Here is a 16,777-nt window from a genome sequence, read left to right on the forward strand (position 1 = left end):
TGGAGCCTCAGATGAAGAGCGCGAACATAACCCAATAAATCATCGCTGCAAGCGTCGCCGAAACCGGGACGGTAATGATCCAGGCCGCGATGATCGTCATGAAATGTGAGCGGCGCACGAGGTAGCGCCGCCGCCTTTCATGAATGTTCGGCTCCTCCGGTTCATCCAGTTCCCAGCTCTCGGCCTTGCGCCTGATATAGGCGATGCGGCGCTTGGAACGGCGGGTGTACCATTCGCGGAAGAAGCCGACGCCGAAGACGGCGCCGACGGCAATATGCGTGGTGCTGACCGGCAGGCCGAGCCAGGAGGCGACGATGACGGTGAAAGCGGTCGACAGCGCGACGCAATAGGCGCGCATCGGGTTGAGCTTGGTGATCTCTTCGCCGACGAGGCGGATGAGGCGCGGCCCGAAGAGCAGCAGGCCGACGGAGATGCCGAAGGCGCCGATCAGCATTACCCAGAGGGGCGGATGGCCGACGCCGTCGCCGCCGATACCCACCGAATGGACGATCGCCGAAAGCGGCCCGACTGCGTTCGAAACGTCGTTTGCGCCATGCGCGAATGACAGCAGCGCCGCCGAGCCGATCAGCGGCAGCCGGAACAGCACCCGCAGTGAGCTATTGCGGTTTTCGAGATCCCGCGCCTGGGCGAGGACGAGCGGCCGAACGGCAAGCCAGCTCACCAGCCCCATGCCGATTCCGATCAGAATGACGGTGAAGGGCGGAAATCTGCCGATCGGCGACAGCTGCAGCAGCATATAGGCCATGAAGCCGCCGGCCATCGTCGCGACAAACACCGGCACCCAGCGCCGCGCCGCTGCGATTTTGTCGTCGCGATAGATGATGAGGGTCTTGACGAGATAGAGCAGACCGGCCGCGATCAGTCCGCCGAGCAGCGGCGAGGTGATCCAGCTCGAGGTGATCTCAAACATCACCCGCCAATTCACCGGCTCCGGCCCCACAGCGGAGATGCCGGCCCCGATCACTGCGCCGACGATCGCATGCGTGGTGGAAACCGGCGCATTCATCCAGGTTGCAAGGTTGATCCAAAGGGCTGCGGCGGTCAGCGCCGCCATCATGATCCAGCCGAGCACCGCCGGCGACACCTGGCCGGCATCGACGATGTCGGAGGAAATCGTCTTGACCACTTCGCCGCCCGCGATCGTAGCGCCTAAGACCTCGAAGATCGCAGCGATGACAAGCGCCTGGCCCATCGTCATGGCGCGTGCGCCTACGGCCGCACCGACATTGTTGGTCACGTCATTGGCGCCGATATTCATCGCCATGTAGCCGGCAAGGGCCGCTGCCGCCACGACGAGCACGGCGCCCGGACGGTCGAAGACGTAGACGCCTGCAAAGAGCATGACGATGCCGACGAAAATCAGCCCGAGCCCAGGCGCCACCAGCCGCCGCGCAACATGCTTCGCCGCGTCCTCGACATAGGTAATCTTATCGAGGTCCTTGTCGAGCGTGCGTTTCGTCAGAACTGCGGGACGGGGCGGCATTCATTTTCCTGAAGGATGAAATCTGCTTCTACGCTGCTTTCCTAGCAGTGCAAGATGGCAGGATTCATTCCGCCGGAATTTGTTTCGTCGCCTCGGCCGAGAGGCTGTCGGTCATCTTTTGCTTGAAGGCGAGGAAGAGATTGCGAAGTTCCGGTTCGCGGACGCGGCTGGCCGCCTCGTCGCATGAGACCCATTCGATGGTGCGCTCGCCCTTTTCCTTGAAGTTCTTCGCCAAGTCGGTAACCTCAAGCGGATAGACCTGCACCTTGCAGACGACCTGCACCCCGTCACGCAGCACCTTCTGATAGGTGTAGGAACCAAGCGTTTCCGCCTCGGCTGCGCCGCGTACGCCGGCTTCTTCCAAGGCTTCCTGCGCGGCGACCTCATGAGCGCACTTACCGTTCATCGGCCAGCCCTTGGGAATGACCCAGCGGCCAGTGTCGCGGCTCGTCATCAGCAGAACTTCGACCTCAGCGCTTTTCTTCTTCACCCGGTAACAGATGGCACCATATTGCTGTCGCGGCGGGCGCCGGAACATCAGTTGCACATCGGATGCCAATCGGGCGAGAAGAGTCAATTGTCGGGTCACCTTTGCATGGTTGTTAGGAATCACTCATATACGTGTATCACGGAACCCTGACGCAATCCAAAGCCGCGGGCGATCCAAAACATGATTAGCCGCCGTTTTTAGGGGAAATCGAGCTGGGGCAGGCTCAGAAATCCGTCGCGACCTGTCTCGAATGCGTCATATTGCACAGGTGTACAGTATGAGTCGGTCCGGACCCCTAATCAATGCGGGGACGAATTGTTCCCCTATCATTTTGCCAATGTGGTAATTATGCGTCTCCCGCCTCTCAATGCCGTCCGCGCCTTCGTGTCCGTCTGCCGCCATGGCAGCATTCTGAAGGCTTCCGAGGAGCTGAACGTGGTGCGCGGCGCCGTGCGCCAGCAGATTGCCACGCTGGAGAATCACTTCGGCCGGAAGCTTTTCACGCGCGACGGCCGCAGGCTGGTCCCGACACCAGAGGCGAGCGCGTTCGCCGAGGCTGCGAGCGCGGCTTTCGATATTCTGCAGCGGGCCGCTTTGGATTTCGAGGGTGCCGCACCTGGCCGTATTCGCCTCGGCGTGCCTTCCGCCTTCGCGGTCTGGTGGCTGATGCCGCGCGTTGCGGATATGCAGGCAAGCCTCGGCGATACTCTGATTGACATCGTGCCGATGGCCGTGGCCGAGCCGCTGCAGATGCACCCGGAACTGGATGCGGTGATCATGGGCGGCGAATACCGGCCGGCTGCAGGAATTGTCGCGCTGCGCTTCATGGAGGACGAATTCGGTCCCGTCGCCATCCCGGCGCTTGCCGCGACATTGTCCGCAGGACTCGGCGCGATGGGCGCTCTGACGCAACTCGTCAGCCGCAGCGTTCCGCGGTTATGGGACGACTGGTTCGCGGAAAGCGGCACGCCGCCGGTCAGCTTTTCCCGCCGGCAGGAATTCGAGGATCTGCTGCTGGCGCTCGCCGCCGCCCGCTCCGGGCTCGGCATCGCGCTTGCGCCGCGCGCCTCGATAGAGGACGACCTCGCACGTGGGCAACTGGCCGCGCCCTTCGGCTTCATTTCCCGGCCGTCGGGTTACAGTCTCTGCTGCCGCACGCCGGATGCCAAGCGGCCGGCCTTAGCGGCCTTGTCCGCCTGGCTGCTTCGCTGCGGAACACCGGCCTGAAAGGGCAGTTTTTCTGCTCCAGCGCCAGAATTACGTCCATGTCCGCCTTACTGCCGCTGCGCTAATACAGGCGCGGAAACGGAAAAAGGAAGAGAAGATGGAAAGCACCGCAACCCGCATCGACTGGATCGGCAGCGTCTGTCGGCTGCTCAAGGCAACAGCGGCGGAATTCGAGCGCACGCGCCCTTTCGATGGCCTGTCGATCGGCACCGGCATCCATCTGGAGCCGAAGACGGTGGCGCTTCTCATGACGCTTCGTGCCGGCGGAGCGCGCCTCGTTTGCACCGGCAATCTCAACAGCACCCAGCCCTCGACGGTCGAGTTCCTGCGCGCACAGGGCATCACTGTCTTTGCGACCCTGACGACCGATGCCGCGGCCCATCACCAGAGCCTGGAAGCTGTGATCGCCGAAAGGCCGGATCTGCTGCTCGATAATGGCGGTGATCTTTTCGCCATCGCCGTGGAAAAGCCCTTCGCCAATCTTCTCGGCGGCACCGAGGAGACGACGTCCGGCCGCACGCGGCTGTTGCCGATGCGCGCACGCCTGAACATGCCGATCCTCGTCATCAACGACAGCCCGATCAAGCAGTTTGCCGAGAACCGGCATGCGGTCGGTCAGAGCCTGTTCGAGAGCTATCTTCGCTTCACCAATCGCTCCACCAATGGCAAACGGGTGACGGTTTTCGGCTATGGCGCCTGTGGCAAGGGCACGGCCGCCTGTTTTCGCAATGCTTTTTCCACCGTCAGCGTTGTCGACATCGATCCGGTGACGACGCTCGAAGCCCATCTCGACGGTTTCGTGACGCCCTTGCGCGACGCCGCGATCCGCTCGGCCGATATCCTCATCACCGTCACCGGTTTTCCCGCTATTGTGACGGCGGCCGATCTGCCGCTTCTCAAGGATGGCGCGATCCTGATGAATGGCGGCCATTTTCCGCTGGAGATCGATGTCGAAGCCTTTCGGCGCCATCCCGATGTCGCCGGTATCGACCGATATGAGGCCGAGCATATCGAGACCTTCCATCTGAAGGATGGCCGTTCGTTCCACGTGCTTGGCCGTGGCCATATGGCCAACCTGGCCGGTCCCCGGCCGCTCGGCAATTCCGCCGAGTCGATGGACCTCGGCTTCACGCTTCAGGCCCGCTGCCTGGAGCGGATCGCGAAAGGCGAGGCCGGTGCCGAAGCCTGCGTGGTGCCGGTGCCCTCTGATATCGATGCGATGGTGGCGAGCGCCTATCTCGATCTCTGGCGTTAGAGCATGTCGGGAAATCAAGACTGAAAGCGTGGGCCGAGCGGATCTAGAAGATCGCGGCGCGCTTTAAGCCGAGGCAGCGGATCTGCGTCAGAGCTCCCAATAAGGGACGGGACCATAAAGCTCGGCCAGATAGTCGATGAACAGCCGCACTTTGGCCGGCAGGAACTGGCGGCTGGGATAGACGGCCGACAGGCCGACATTCTGTGAGCCCTCATAGGCCGGCAGCACCTGCACCAGTCGGCCGGACTTGAGTTCCTTGCCGATATCCCAGGTCGAGCGCAGGGCAATTCCAAGGCCTGCGATCACCGCTTCGCGGATCACTTCGCTGGAATTGGTGATCAGCATGCCCTCCGGCCGCAGGCTGAGCGCACCCTCCGGCCCGATCAGCCGCCACGTGTCGTTGTTGTGCGCCGGAAGGCATCGGTGGTGTTTCAGATCCTCGATGTCCCCCGGTTGGCCATGCGCAGCGAGATAGTCCGACGAGGCACAGAGCACCCGTCGCACCGGCGCCAGCCGCCGGGCAACGAGGCTCGAATCCGTCAACTCGGCGATTCGGATCGCCAGATCGAAGCCGCCTCCGACGATGTCTGAGAATTCGTCCGTCAGCACCAGGTTAATGGCAAGCTCTGGATGCGCCTCCATGAAATTCTTCAAATGCGGCGCGATATGCATGCGACCGAAGGAGGTCGGCGCCGAGATCTTCAGCGTGCCGTGCATCTGCGCCGAGCGGCCGGAAATGTAAAATTCAGCCTCCTCCAACCCGGCGAGAATACCGAGGACACGGTCGTAAAAACCCTGTCCGGCTTCCGTCAGCGAGATCTGCCGCGTCGTGCGCTGCAGAAGCCGGGTGCCGAGCCGGTCCTCCAGCCGTTTGATCCGCTTGGAGACGACCGCGGGCGAAAAGCCGAGGGCCCGCCCGGCGAGCGACATGCTGCCCGTCGAAACGACCTTGGCAAAGATTTCGAGATCACCCAGATTGGTCATAAGGTTTTCAGACTTTTTCCCTTTTGACATAAGTGCTTAGCATTTGCGCCACTTTCGGGAAAGTGCTAAGCCGGTTCACCGGCGGCAGAGGCTGGCGGCCCGTCCCGCTGTCATCTTGCCGCTGCGATTTCCGGTCGTCAGGGTCAGGGAGGACACCATGTCCGACGCCATTCCGTTTCTCGCCCCGCGCGCCGATGTGCTGGCGCGCCGCGCCCGGATCGTTGCCGATCTCGCCGATCTTCTGCCGCCGGAATGCCTGGTTCATGAGGCGCGCGAGCTGGTGCCGTTCGAAACCGACGCCTTCGTGTCCTATCGCCGCCTCCCGCTCGCCGTCGCCCTGCCGCGCACCACGGCCGAGGTCGCGGCCATCATGCGCTATTGCCACCGATACGGCATTCCCGTCGTGCCGCGCGGCGCCGGCACTTCGCTTTCCGGCGGCGCCATTCCGCAGGAGGATGCCGTCGTGCTCGGCCTGTCGAAAATGAACAGCATTCTCGAAATCGATCTGCCGAACCGTGTCGCCGTGGTTCAGGCCGGCGTCACCAATCTCAACATCTCCGAATCCGTCTCCGCGGACGGCTTTTTCTATGCGCCCGACCCGAGTTCGCAGCTCGCCTGCACCATCGGCGGCAATATCGGCATGAATTCCGGCGGCGCCCATTGCCTGAAATATGGCGTTACCACCAACAATCTGCTCGGCGTCAGAATGGTGCTTGTCGACGGCACGGTGATCGAGCTCGGCGGCAAGGCGCTGGACGCGGCCGGTTACGACCTGCTCGGCCTCGTCTGCGGCCACGAAGGCCAGCTCGGCATAGTCACCGAGGCAACGGTGCGGCTGATCGCCAAGCCGGAAGGTGCCCGTCCCGTGCTCTTCGGCTTCGAAAGCTCGGAAGAGGCCGGCGCCTGCGTTGCCGATATCATCGCCGCCGGCATCATCCCGGTTGCCATCGAATTCATGGACAAGCCGGCAATCGAGATCTGCGAGGCCTTCGCCCATGCCGGCTATCCCCTCGATGTCGGGGCGCTGCTGATCGTCGAGGTCGAGGGTTCGGAAGCCGAAATGGACGCCACCCTGAAGGATATCGTCGAGATCGCCCGCCGCCATGCTGTGAAGACCGTACGCGAATGTCAGTCGGCCAGCGAGGCCGCGCTGATCTGGAAAGGGCGCAAATCCGCCTTCGGCGCCACCGGCCGCATCGCCGACTATATCTGCATGGACGGCACCGTGCCGCTCAGCCAGCTTTCCCATGTGCTGAAGAAGACCACGGAGATCGTCGATCATTACGGCCTGCGGGTTGCCAACGTCTTTCATGCCGGCGACGGCAACATGCATCCGCTGATCCTCTTCAATGCCAACGACCCCGAGGATGCCGCCCGCGCCGAAGCCGCCGGCAACGATATCCTCAAGCTCTGCGTCGACGCCGGCGGCTGCCTCACCGGCGAGCATGGCGTCGGCATCGAAAAGCGCGACCTGATGCGCCATCAATATTCGGAGGCCGATCTCGCCCAGCAGATGGCGGTGCGCGCCGCCTTCGATCCGGGCTGGCTCCTCAACCCATCGAAGGTCTTCCCGCTCGAAGGGCGCCCGTCCCAATGATCGATCTGATGCCCACAAGCGAGGAACAGGCGGCGGCGATCGTCCTCACACATGCGGAGACGAACCGGCCGCTCGCTATCTGTGGCGGTGATACGCGCTCGGGTTTCGGCAACGCCGTTGCATCGGAAGACCGGCTGCGATCGACCAGGCTTTCCGGCATCATCGCCTACAATCCCGGCGAGATGGTCATGACGGTCCGCTCGGGTACGCCGCTTGCCGAGGTCGAGGCGGCACTGTCCGAAGGCGGCCAGATGCTTGCCTTCGAGCCAATGGATCATCGGCCAATCATGCGCAGATCGGGCGAGCCGACGATCGGCGGCGTCTTTGCCGCCAATGTCTCCGGCCCGCGCCGCCTCATTGCGGGGGCTGCCCGCGACAGCCTGCTCGGCGTGCGCTTCGTCAACGGCAGGGGCGAGATCATCAAGGCCGGCGGCCGGGTGATGAAGAATGTGACCGGCCTCGATCTCGTCAAGCTGATCGCCGGCTCGCACGGCACGCTGGGTTTCATCACCGAACTGACCTTCCGCGTGCCGCCGCGCCCGAAGACGGAACAGACGCTGGTGCTCTCCGGCCTCAACGATGCCGAAGCGGCCAATGCCATGGCGGCGGCGATGGCGCTGCCGGTCGAGATCTCCGGTGCTGCCCATCTGCCGCTGACGGTGACCTGGAAATTCCTTGCCGGCAAATTGCCCGAGGGCGAGGCGACGGTTCTGCGCGTCGAAGGCTTGCCCGGTTCGGTCGACGTGCGCATCGAGAAGCTTGCGGCCGCGATGTCGGCCTTTGCCACGGTGACGCGGCTGGATGAGCCGGAAAGCCGCAGACTCTGGCGAGAAATCCGTGATGTATTACCCTATGCCGACGGCACGACGCGGCCGGTCTGGCGCGTTTCGGTTGCGCCGGGAAACGGCCATCAACTGGTCTCGGCACTCCGCCTCGAAGCCGGCGTCGACGCCTTCTACGACTGGCAGGGCGGTCTCGTCTGGATGAGGATGGAGGCGGATCCTGAAGCAGATCTGGTCCGCCGCTTCATCAAGGCGCTCGGCGGCGGCCATGCGACACTGATCCGTGCATCGGAGGCAGCGAGGGCGGCAACGGCGGCGTTCCATCCGGAGCCGGAGGCGGTGGCGATGCTGTCGCGGCGGGTGAAGGAAAAGTTCGATCCGGCTGGGATTTTTAATCCGGGGAAGATGGGGTGAGAAGATGAGTCTGTGCGCGGGTCACCCCCCTCTGTCCTGCCGGACATCTCCCCCACAAGGGGCGAGATCGGATCGGGGCGACGGCTTCCCCAAACAACGGGGGCACTGCCGGTCGAACACGGCAGAGAGGGACCGATGGCCGATCGTCTTGCCGATCTCCCCCCTTGTGGGGGAGATGTCCGGCAGGATAGAGGGGGGTGCCCCAGGCACAGCGCCCCCTAAGCGGAGGCCCCGCTAGATGCAAACCAATTTCACTCCCGCCCAGCTCGCCGACCCCCACGTCGCCGAATCGGAGCAGATCCTGCGCAAATGCGTTCATTGCGGTTTCTGCACCGCCACCTGTCCCACCTATGTGACGCTCGGCAACGAGCTCGATAGCCCGCGCGGTCGCATCTATCTCATCAAGGACATGCTGGAAAACGGCCGGCCCGCCGATGCCGAGGTCGTCACCCATATCGACCGCTGTCTCTCCTGCCTTGCCTGCGTCACCACCTGTCCCTCGGGCGTCGACTATATGCATCTGGTCGATCACGCCCGCGCCCATATCGAAAAGACTTACAGACGGCCGTTCATGAACCGGCTGACGCGCGCCATTCTCGCGGCCGTGCTGCCCTTTCCCGGCCGGTTCCGGCTGGCGATCCATCTCGCCCGTCTCGGTCGCCCCTTTGCCGCACTGATGCGGGGGGCAGCGCTGCAGCCCTTTGCCGCCATGCTGGCGCTTGCACCGCGCCGCATCCCCGCACCTTCAGACTTTTCAAAACCCGGCACATATCGGCCCGGGGCGGAGCGGCGCGGCCGGGTGGCGATCCTGTCCGGCTGCGCCCAGCCGGTGCTCGATCCCGGCATCAACGCGGCGGCGATCGGGCTGCTGACGCGGTTCGGCGTCGAGGTCGTGGCGCCGGAAGGCGAGGTTTGCTGCGGTTCGCTGGTCCACCATATGGGCCGCGCCGAGCAGGCGCTCGCAAGCGCCCGCACCAACGTCGATATCTGGACGCGCGAGATCGAGAGTCATGGCCTCGATGCGATCATCATCACCGCTTCGGGCTGCGGCACGACGATCAAGGACTACGGTCACATGCTGCGCCTCGACCCCGCCTATGCAGCAAAGGCGGCCAGGGTTTCGGCGCTGGCAAAGGACATTAGCGAATATCTGGCGACCCTCGACCTGCCGGCCCATATGCCGAGGGGCATCACGGTCGCCTATCATTCCGCCTGTTCGATGCAGCACGGCCAGCGCATCACCCTTCAGCCGAAGCAACTGCTGAAGGCGGCGGGCTTCACCGTGCGCGATCCGGCCGAAGGCCATCTCTGCTGCGGCTCGGCCGGCACCTACAACATCCTGCAGCCGGAGATTTCGGCGGCCCTGAAGGCGCGTAAGGTCAAAAACATCGAAGCCACCAAGGCCGATATCATCGCCACCGGCAATATCGGCTGCATCACCCAGATCGCCACCGGAACCGAGATCCCGATCCTGCATACGGTCGAACTTCTCGATTGGGCCTATGGCGGCGCTATGCCGGAAAAATTAACCGGTTTGCCGTTAGGCTGAAGGCAATGCGGGCCCATTCGGGCCGCTCCCGGGAGGTTGGGCGATGTGGCGGGGAATGATTGTACTTGCGGGACTGCTCGGTGCGGCAGGCGCGGCCCGTGCCGACAGCCGCCTATTTTGTTCCGCCGATGACGCGCAGGCGCGCTTCACCCTCGAGAGCGGTTTCGCAAGCGATGCCGGCCACAGGCTCAACCATTTCCGCGGCGCGCTTATTGTCAAGGATCCCGCACAAGCGGCCTTTGCAAAACGTGTGTTCGAATCACAGCATCTGAGCAATCACTGGTCGCGCGATGGCGAACTGCTCCTGGAAGTCTTCGACGGCGGCGGTGACGATACCGGCGGCGCAACGCTGGATCTGGTGGTGGTCGCCGGCGCGCGTGGCAAGCCGGCGGCGAATTTCAGCGGCACCTATTCCCTGGCCATCGATGGCGGCAGCAAACCTTACGCCGCCGCGGGCAAGGTCAGTTGCGGCACGAAATAGCGCCGGGGCAATTCAAACTGTCCTCGCGTCCTTTGCGCCTCTGAAAGGCGTGCAGCGTTGCAGCGGACCGAAATCGGAACGAAAAAACAATAAAAGCGCCGCGCCTCCTACCGGGTTCGCGGCGCTCTGTTCTCTTATTCTGTTACCAGTGGAACGATACGCCGACGTTGACGGCATTCGTGAAGATGTTGGTCTTCAGGTCCACACCGCTATCGATCGGAACGTCGACGCGCGAATAAGTGCCCTTGTATTCGACGAAGGTCGACCAGCGGTCGGTCACCTTGAAGTCGACGCCGGCCTGGGCCTGCAGCGTCACGCCGCCGAATTCATAAGCCCAGGTCTTGCCCTCGGGGCGAATCACTTCGACATGCGGGATGTTGACGCCGATGCCGGCGCCGAGATAGGGCGTCCAGCGGCGGGTGGGATCCTGGAAGCGATAGAGACCGTTAATGGTTAGCAGGTTGAGGCCGTCGGTGAATTCGAAATGCGACCAGCCGGTCTTTTCGAGGGTATCGTCGTCGGCATAGACCTTGTCATGGGTGTAATCGAGCGAGATACCCCAGTTCGGCTTGTTGAAGTTTTCGAGCCACCAAGTGACGCGGCCGCCGTAATAGGGCGGGCTTCCGAAGGATTTGCCTTCCCAACCGGCGGTGAAATGCGTGCCGTCGGAAAGGTCAACACCACTGTGCGGCGCGGTCTGGTAGCCGCCATAGATGGAGAATTCCAGATCTTCCGCTGAAGCCGAGGCGGCTGAAAAGATGGTGAAAAATGCGATGCCCGCAAGAAGGGAGGCGGAGGAGCGCAGCGCAGACGTCATTGAATAACCCCAAATTGCAATATGTCGACTCTGAGGCAGCTTTGGCAGTTTTCCGCCGCAATGTCTAAGCAAAACAAAGGGCGCCTCCAATGGCGCCTTTCGTTTTTTTCTAAAGTGTTGCTCAGCCGCCGAACATCGTGCGCAAAACGTCGATGCCTCTGTCTTCGAACGCCACGTTGCCCTGCTTGTTGCCGGGACCGATGACGATCACCTTGGTGCCGACGGGGGCGCGATCGTAAAGATGCATCACGTCCTCGTTCATCATGCGGATGCAGCCGGAAGACATGTTGAGGCCGATCGTCCAAGGCTGGTTGGTGCCGTGGATGCGGAAGATGGTGTCGCGGCCGCCCTGATAGAGATACATGGCGCGGGCGCCGAGCGGATTGTCCTCGCCGCCTTCCTGGTAGGCGGGGATGATGTGGCCTTTGGCGGCTTCGCGGCGGCGCATTTCGGCGGGAGGCGTCCAGGCCGGCCATTCGGCCTTGCGGCCGATCTTAACGATGCCCGACCAGCCGAAGCCGTCGCGGCCGACGCCGATGCCGTAGCGGGTGGCGCGGTTGTTGCCTTCGACCAGGTAGAGATATTTGTTGTTAGTATCGATGATGACGGTGCCAGCCGCTTCCGTCGTCACCAGGCGCACTTTCTTGCGCTTGAACTGCGGCTTTACGTACTTCGGCATCTGCGCCACGCGCACAATCTGCGCCGGCTGCCGTGCATTGTCGGAAGCCGAGCCGACCGGCGCGGCGAAGGCTGATGTAGAAATCAAGGACAGGACAAGTCCGGCCGCGGCCAGTCCCGGCATCACTTTGATCATAGTCGATTCCCCTCAAGCAAGTCCGCCCGAAGCTACATGATCTTCTGCCCGATTCAAGATCGACATGGCCGGATAAAGCAATTTTGACGAGTGGAGCCGCCTGTCTTAGCGGCTTCATAGAGCATTTCCGTATTTCTCCGAAACACGAAAATGCTCCATCTCGTTGTTTTTACGGAATTCTCAACGCAAAACCGCTGAACACTCTTGCTGGTGCTCCAGCTTTTGCGTGTGCCGTTACATGACGATAACGCGGGTTCCGACGTTGACGCGGTCGTAGAGATCGACGACGTCCTCGTTGCGCAGGCGGATGCAGCCGGAAGAAACGGCGCTGCCGATTGACCAGGGCGCGTTGGTGCCATGGATGCGGTAAAGCGTCGAGCCAAGATACATGGCGCGCGCGCCAAGCGGGTTTTCCGGGCCGCCGTCCATGCGCGCCGGCAGATAATGGCCCTTGGCGGCCTCGCGGCTGATCATCTCGGAAGGCGGCGTCCAGTCCGGCCATTCCGTCTTGCGGGTGATCTTATGGACGCCCGCCCATTCGAAGCCCGGCTTGCCGACGCCGACACCGTAGCGCCGCGCCTTGCCGCCGTCCATGACCAGATAGAGAAAGCGGTTGTTGGTGTCGATGACGATGGTCCCGGGCTTTTCCGTGGTGTCGTAATCGACCATCTGCGGCAGATATTGCGGCTCGATCGGATGGCGGATCGCCGGTATGCCGGGATTGATCGCCGAAACGGTCTGAGGGGCCGGCTGCGGCGCCTGACGTATGATGCGGCGCTGGAAAAGACCACGCTGCTGCGGCTGCACCACCGGGCGCTGATAGACGACAGGCCGGACCTTGCCGCCGAGCTGATTGATCCACGGTCCGGTCAGATCGGGGCTGAGGATGATTGGCGGACGGGTGGCGTAGCGGTCGTCCGCAATGGCGGCCGTGGAGAAGATGCCGCAGAAGGCTGCGGCTAGAAAAAGGTGTTTCATCATCGGACGAACTCTCTACAAATGACCGAAAATGGACTGGCGGGACGGATCCGCTCGCACAGACGCTGCCACCCCATCCGCCAGCGAATGGTAAAGATTGATCCGTGAAAAACCGACGGGCCGAATAAACTTTTCGTCAGGGTTACCGATCGGTTTGGAAAGACGGTTTGCAAATGGTAAAGCCGGAATCATGACTGGTGAGCGAAGCGGATCCCCGAAAATGAAGCGGACATGAGCACGAATGGCATCATCATCGGCGAGGACGGCAGGAGCCGCTGCCACTGGCACGCCAACCTGCCGGACTATCTCAAGTACCACGACGAGGAATGGGGCCGGCCGGTCACCGACGATATCCGCCTGTTCGAGAAGATTTGCCTCGAAGGATTTCAGTCCGGCCTTTCCTGGCTGACCATCCTGCGCAAGCGGGAGAATTTCCGCGCCGCCTTTGCCGGTTTCGATTTCGAGAAGGTTGCCCTCTTCGGTGAGCGGGATGTGGCCCGCTGCCTGGCCGATGCCGGCATTATCCGTCATCGCGGCAAGATCGTCTCCACGATCAACAATGCCAGGCGCGCCATCGAACTTAGGGACGAATTCGGCTCGCTCGCCGGTTATTTCTGGCGCTACGAACCCGGCCACAACGAGCGGCCGGCTGTGGTCGATCGCGACCACATCGTCGCCAATCCGACGACGCCGACATCGGTCATCATTTCGAAGGATCTGAAGAAACGCGGCTGGACCTTTGTCGGCCCGACCACAATTTATGCCTTCATGCAGGCGATGGGCCTCGTCAACGATCATCTGGAGGGTTGTTTCTGCCGGCCCGAGGTGGAGGCGATGCGCGCCGTGCTGGTTCGACCATGAAAGATCTGTCCGTGAAAATATTGTTCGCTGCCCTTGCCCTGTTCTTCTTGCCGGCATTTGCCGCGGCGCAGACGCCGCAGCTCGATCCCGGCGAGAAGCTGGAGAAGCTGCAGTTTCCGGCCGTCACGATGCAACTCAAGGGATGGACGAAATTCGGCAATAGCCATGTTTACACGCTGCCGGTGCGCGCCGGTCAGCATGTGAAGATCGATTTTTCCACCAAGAGCAAGTTCGCCTTCCTGGCGATCTTCGACCTGTCGAAGCCCGATGACGAAGCTTTCTTCGGCACCGATGAGGACGGCATGAGCTACCAGACGACGGTGAAGGAAAATACCACCTGGCTGCTGCGGCCCTATTACTCCAAGGTCTCGCCGCGCCGCGGCCTCGGCGCCCCCTTCAGCATCCTGATCGAGCCCTTGACCGCAGCCCCGCAGCAGCCGCCGGCTGAGCCGGAATCGCCCTCACTGTTTCCGAAGGCGCCTCCCAAGGCGAAGTGAGGCGCGGCCGCGCTATGCGAGCCCGTCAATCAGTTCGCGCAATTCGCCGAGATGGCCGATCTTGCGGAAGCGCGGCGCTCCCGTCGGTTCGTCCACATGTTCCAGCACCCAGGTGAGTTCGTGCGGCACGAAGACGCCGTAGCTGCCGGCGGCGATCGCCGGCACGATATCCGATTTCAGCGAATTGCCGACCATCATCGCTCGCTCCGGCCCGTCGCCAACCTTGGAGAAGATGCGGCGATAGGTGACGGCAGTCTTGTCGGAGACGATCTCGACGGCATCGAAGAAGTCGCCGAGCCCGGATTGGGCGAGCTTACGCTCCTGGTCGAAGAGATCGCCCTTGGTGATCATGACAAGCAGATACTTGCCGGCGAGAGACTCCAGCGTGTCGCGCGCATGCGGCATCGTCTCGACCGGATGGCTGAGCAGGTCGCGACCAGTATCGAGGATCTTGGCGATGACGCTCGCCGGCACCTTGCCCTCGGTGATCTCGATCGCCGTCTCGATCATCGATAGGGTGAAGCCCTTGATGCCGAAGCCGTAGTGGCGAAGATTGCGTTTCTCGGCTTCCAGCAGCCGCTCGGAGATCTTCGGGCCTTCGGCGAAATCGGCAAGAAGCTCGGTAAAATGAGCTTCCGTCAGTCGGTAATATTGTTCGTTCTGCCAAAGCGTGTCGTCGGCGTCGAAGCCGATCGTCGTCAGTGCTCGCGTCGTCACATGTGCACCTCTTGAACTATGGCCGGCAATCTATCGGCCGCCTGTGTCGAGACAAGGGCTAAGTCGAGACAAGGGCGTCAGCCTTCGATGCGACAAGGCCTGGCGTTGAAAAGCGCCGCCGTCGCACTACATCGAATGGGCCTCACCCAGCAGCCAGCCACGGCTGTGCCTGTCGCGCGCAGGCCAATAATCAAAAGATGAAGTTCTTCCGTTCGCAAGTCCCTCTTGCGGCAGACACAAAGGATTTTTTCGACCATGCGTTACAATCAACTCGGAAATACGGGACTTTTCGTCTCGGAAATCTGCCTGGGCACGATGACCTTCGGCGAAGCCAAAGAAGGCAGCATGTGGGGCGCCATCGCCGATGTCGACCAGAAGGCCGCTGACCGGATCGTCGAGCGCTCGCTGGCAGCAGGCGTCAATTTCATTGACACGGCCGATGTCTATTCATCAGGCGAGTCCGAAAGGCTGCTCGGCCAAGCGCTGAAGAACCTCGACATCCCCCGCAAGGACGTCGTCATCGCCACCAAGGTCTATGGCGTCATGGGCGACAAGCCGAACGACCGCGGCGCCTCGCGCGGCCATATCATGGATTCGGTCGAGGCGAGCCTCAAGCGGTTGCAGACCGATCATATCGACCTCTATCAGATCCACGCGACAGATACGGTGACGCCGATCGAGGAGACGTTGCGCGCTTTCGACGATCTCGTTTCGCGTGGTCTTGTGCGCTATATCGGCGTCTCCAACTGGCAGGCCTGGCGCATTTCCAAGGCGCTCGGTCTCTCCGAACGCCGCGGCTTTGCCCGGTTCGAAACGGTGCAGGCCTATTATTCCATCGCCGGCCGTGATCTCGAACGGGACATCGTGCCGATGATGCAGGAGGAAAAGCTCGGACTGATGGTCTGGTCGCCGCTCGCCGGCGGCCTGCTCTCCGGCAAGTATGGTCCGGGCGCCCCCGGCAACGGCGAGGGCCGCCGCGCCAATTTCGACTTCCCGCCGGTCGACAAGGACAGGGCCTGGGCCTGCGTCGCCGTCATGCGCGAGATTGCCGAAAAGCATGGCGTCAGCGTCGCGACCGTTGCGCTCGCCTACATCCTCGCAAAGCCTTTCGTCACCTCGGTCATCATCGGCGCCAAGCGTGTCGATCAGCTCGATCAGAACCTCGCCGCCGTCAGGCTGAAGCTCGACGAAGGCGATATGCAGAGGCTCGACGAGGTAAGCGCGCTGGCGCCTGAATATCCGGGCTGGATGCTGGCAAGGCAGGGAGCCGGCCGACGCCCGGCCGATTTCGAGCCGAAGGACTGATCGTCGAAATCCGGTCCAGCACTTCGCAGGGGCGCCGGAAAGATCCGGCGTCCCCGTTTCCAGACGATCGGCTATTTGCCGTGTGCTTTGAGCCAGGCATTCATCTCCGTAATCTCGGCTTCCTGTGCCTTGATGACGGCTTCGGCGAGTTTGCGCAGATCGGGGTCCTTTCCGTACTGGAGCTCGATCTTGGCCATGTCGATCGCTCCCTGATGGTGGGGGATCATGCTGCGGACGAAATCCGTATCGGCGTCGCCACTGTACTTGATCATCATATCATCGTGCATCTTGTCGTTCGCCTTCTTGAACGCCTGGCTGGAGGCGTCGTGGCCGGTCATCGGCTTGCTCATGTCCATGGGTTTGTCTTCGGCAAGAGCGGGCGAAGCAAGGGCAGCGAGCACTGCGGTGATGGCGATGATTTTCAGAGACATGAGAGTTCCTTCCTCTGTCTGACAATAGGTTTTTGGGCGGCGCCTGCCGCCCGTTCGGCATGAAAGAATCCGAG

At 62.3% G+C, this 16,777-nt stretch carries 17 protein-coding genes; 9 read left to right on the top strand and 8 right to left on the bottom strand.

Annotated elements, in window-relative coordinates; translation table 11 throughout:
- Nucleotides 1-7 precede the first annotated feature (7 nt).
- Both NXC14_RS04165 and NXC14_RS04170 read right to left on the bottom strand, forming a co-directional pair.
- Nucleotides 8-1,504 carry an inorganic phosphate transporter gene (locus tag NXC14_RS04165; RefSeq protein WP_085777082.1) on the bottom strand — a complete coding sequence of 499 codons (1,497 nt, stop codon included), beginning with the start codon at nt 1,502-1,504 and terminating at the stop codon, nt 8-10.
- Between the two features lie 64 nt (nt 1,505-1,568).
- Nucleotides 1,569-2,081, bottom strand: a complete 513-nt coding sequence (locus NXC14_RS04170; RefSeq protein WP_085777083.1) for an NUDIX hydrolase — start codon at nt 2,079-2,081, stop codon at nt 1,569-1,571.
- A 261-nt stretch (nt 2,082-2,342) separates the two neighbouring features.
- Between NXC14_RS04170 and NXC14_RS04175 the strand changes: the two genes are divergently transcribed.
- Together NXC14_RS04175 and NXC14_RS04180 are read left to right on the top strand one after the other, a co-directional pair.
- On the top strand, nt 2,343-3,221 hold the full coding sequence (locus NXC14_RS04175; RefSeq protein WP_085777084.1) for a LysR substrate-binding domain-containing protein: 879 nt from the start codon (nt 2,343-2,345) through the stop codon (nt 3,219-3,221).
- Nucleotides 3,222-3,318: 97 nt separating this feature from the next.
- Nucleotides 3,319-4,476 carry an adenosylhomocysteinase gene (locus NXC14_RS04180; protein WP_085777085.1) on the top strand — a complete coding sequence of 386 codons (1,158 nt, stop codon included), beginning with the start codon at nt 3,319-3,321 and terminating at the stop codon, nt 4,474-4,476.
- Between the two features lie 87 nt (nt 4,477-4,563).
- Here the strand turns inward: NXC14_RS04180 and NXC14_RS04185 are convergent, their stop codons facing one another.
- Nucleotides 4,564-5,460 (bottom strand): LysR family transcriptional regulator, encoded by an 897-nt coding sequence (locus NXC14_RS04185; RefSeq protein WP_085777086.1) that lies wholly within the window; start codon nt 5,458-5,460, stop codon nt 4,564-4,566.
- A gap of 157 nt (nt 5,461-5,617) precedes the next feature.
- Between NXC14_RS04185 and NXC14_RS04190 the strand changes: the two genes are divergently transcribed.
- From NXC14_RS04190 to NXC14_RS04210, 4 genes are all read left to right on the top strand, one after another.
- Nucleotides 5,618-7,057 (top strand): FAD-linked oxidase C-terminal domain-containing protein, encoded by a 1,440-nt coding sequence (locus tag NXC14_RS04190; protein WP_085777087.1) that lies wholly within the window; start codon nt 5,618-5,620, stop codon nt 7,055-7,057.
- A complete protein-coding gene (glcE, locus tag NXC14_RS04195) occupies nt 7,054-8,253 on the top strand; it encodes a glycolate oxidase subunit GlcE (RefSeq protein WP_085777088.1) in 1,200 nt (399 codons plus the stop codon). Before NXC14_RS04190 ends, glcE begins: the two co-directional genes overlap by 4 nt.
- Before the next feature lie 238 nt (nt 8,254-8,491).
- Nucleotides 8,492-9,802, top strand: coding sequence for a glycolate oxidase subunit GlcF (glcF, locus tag NXC14_RS04205; RefSeq protein WP_085777089.1), 1,311 nt, complete (start codon nt 8,492-8,494; stop codon nt 9,800-9,802).
- Nucleotides 9,803-9,845: 43 nt separating this feature from the next.
- Nucleotides 9,846-10,283, top strand: a complete 438-nt coding sequence (locus NXC14_RS04210) for a hypothetical protein (protein WP_085777090.1) — start codon at nt 9,846-9,848, stop codon at nt 10,281-10,283.
- A gap of 142 nt (nt 10,284-10,425) precedes the next feature.
- On the opposite strand, the gene NXC14_RS04215 is transcribed toward NXC14_RS04210, so the two are convergent.
- From NXC14_RS04215 to NXC14_RS04225, 3 genes are all read right to left on the bottom strand, one after another.
- Nucleotides 10,426-11,100, bottom strand: coding sequence for an outer membrane beta-barrel protein (locus NXC14_RS04215; RefSeq protein WP_085777091.1), 675 nt, complete (start codon nt 11,098-11,100; stop codon nt 10,426-10,428).
- 121 nt (nt 11,101-11,221) lie between these two features.
- A complete protein-coding gene (locus NXC14_RS04220) occupies nt 11,222-11,914 on the bottom strand; it encodes a L,D-transpeptidase (RefSeq protein WP_085777092.1) in 693 nt (230 codons plus the stop codon).
- A 234-nt stretch (nt 11,915-12,148) separates the two neighbouring features.
- The gene (locus tag NXC14_RS04225) at nt 12,149-12,895 is read right to left on the bottom strand and encodes a L,D-transpeptidase (protein WP_085777093.1); all 747 of its coding nucleotides are present in this window, start codon (nt 12,893-12,895) and stop codon (nt 12,149-12,151) included.
- A 228-nt stretch (nt 12,896-13,123) separates the two neighbouring features.
- Between NXC14_RS04225 and NXC14_RS04230 the strand changes: the two genes are divergently transcribed.
- The gene (locus NXC14_RS04230; RefSeq protein ID WP_085777094.1) at nt 13,124-13,753 is read left to right on the top strand and encodes a DNA-3-methyladenine glycosylase I; all 630 of its coding nucleotides are present in this window, start codon (nt 13,124-13,126) and stop codon (nt 13,751-13,753) included.
- Nucleotides 13,750-14,250, top strand: a complete 501-nt coding sequence (locus NXC14_RS04235) for a hypothetical protein (protein ID WP_085777095.1) — start codon at nt 13,750-13,752, stop codon at nt 14,248-14,250. The genes NXC14_RS04230 and NXC14_RS04235 overlap by 4 nt, the downstream gene beginning before the upstream one ends.
- Before the next feature lie 12 nt (nt 14,251-14,262).
- Here the strand turns inward: NXC14_RS04235 and NXC14_RS04240 are convergent, their stop codons facing one another.
- Entirely contained in the window at nt 14,263-14,967 is a 705-nt protein-coding gene (locus NXC14_RS04240) for an HAD family hydrolase (protein WP_085777096.1), read from the bottom strand.
- Between the two features lie 255 nt (nt 14,968-15,222).
- Between NXC14_RS04240 and NXC14_RS04245 the strand changes: the two genes are divergently transcribed.
- Nucleotides 15,223-16,272 carry an aldo/keto reductase gene (locus NXC14_RS04245; RefSeq protein ID WP_085777097.1) on the top strand — a complete coding sequence of 350 codons (1,050 nt, stop codon included), beginning with the start codon at nt 15,223-15,225 and terminating at the stop codon, nt 16,270-16,272.
- A gap of 71 nt (nt 16,273-16,343) precedes the next feature.
- On the opposite strand, the gene NXC14_RS04250 is transcribed toward NXC14_RS04245, so the two are convergent.
- The gene (locus tag NXC14_RS04250) at nt 16,344-16,703 is read right to left on the bottom strand and encodes a DUF305 domain-containing protein (protein WP_085777098.1); all 360 of its coding nucleotides are present in this window, start codon (nt 16,701-16,703) and stop codon (nt 16,344-16,346) included.
- Between the last annotated feature and the right edge of the window lie 74 nt (nt 16,704-16,777).

This window comes from Rhizobium sp. NXC14, from assembly GCF_002117485.1.
GTDB lineage: Bacteria > Pseudomonadota > Alphaproteobacteria > Rhizobiales > Rhizobiaceae > Rhizobium.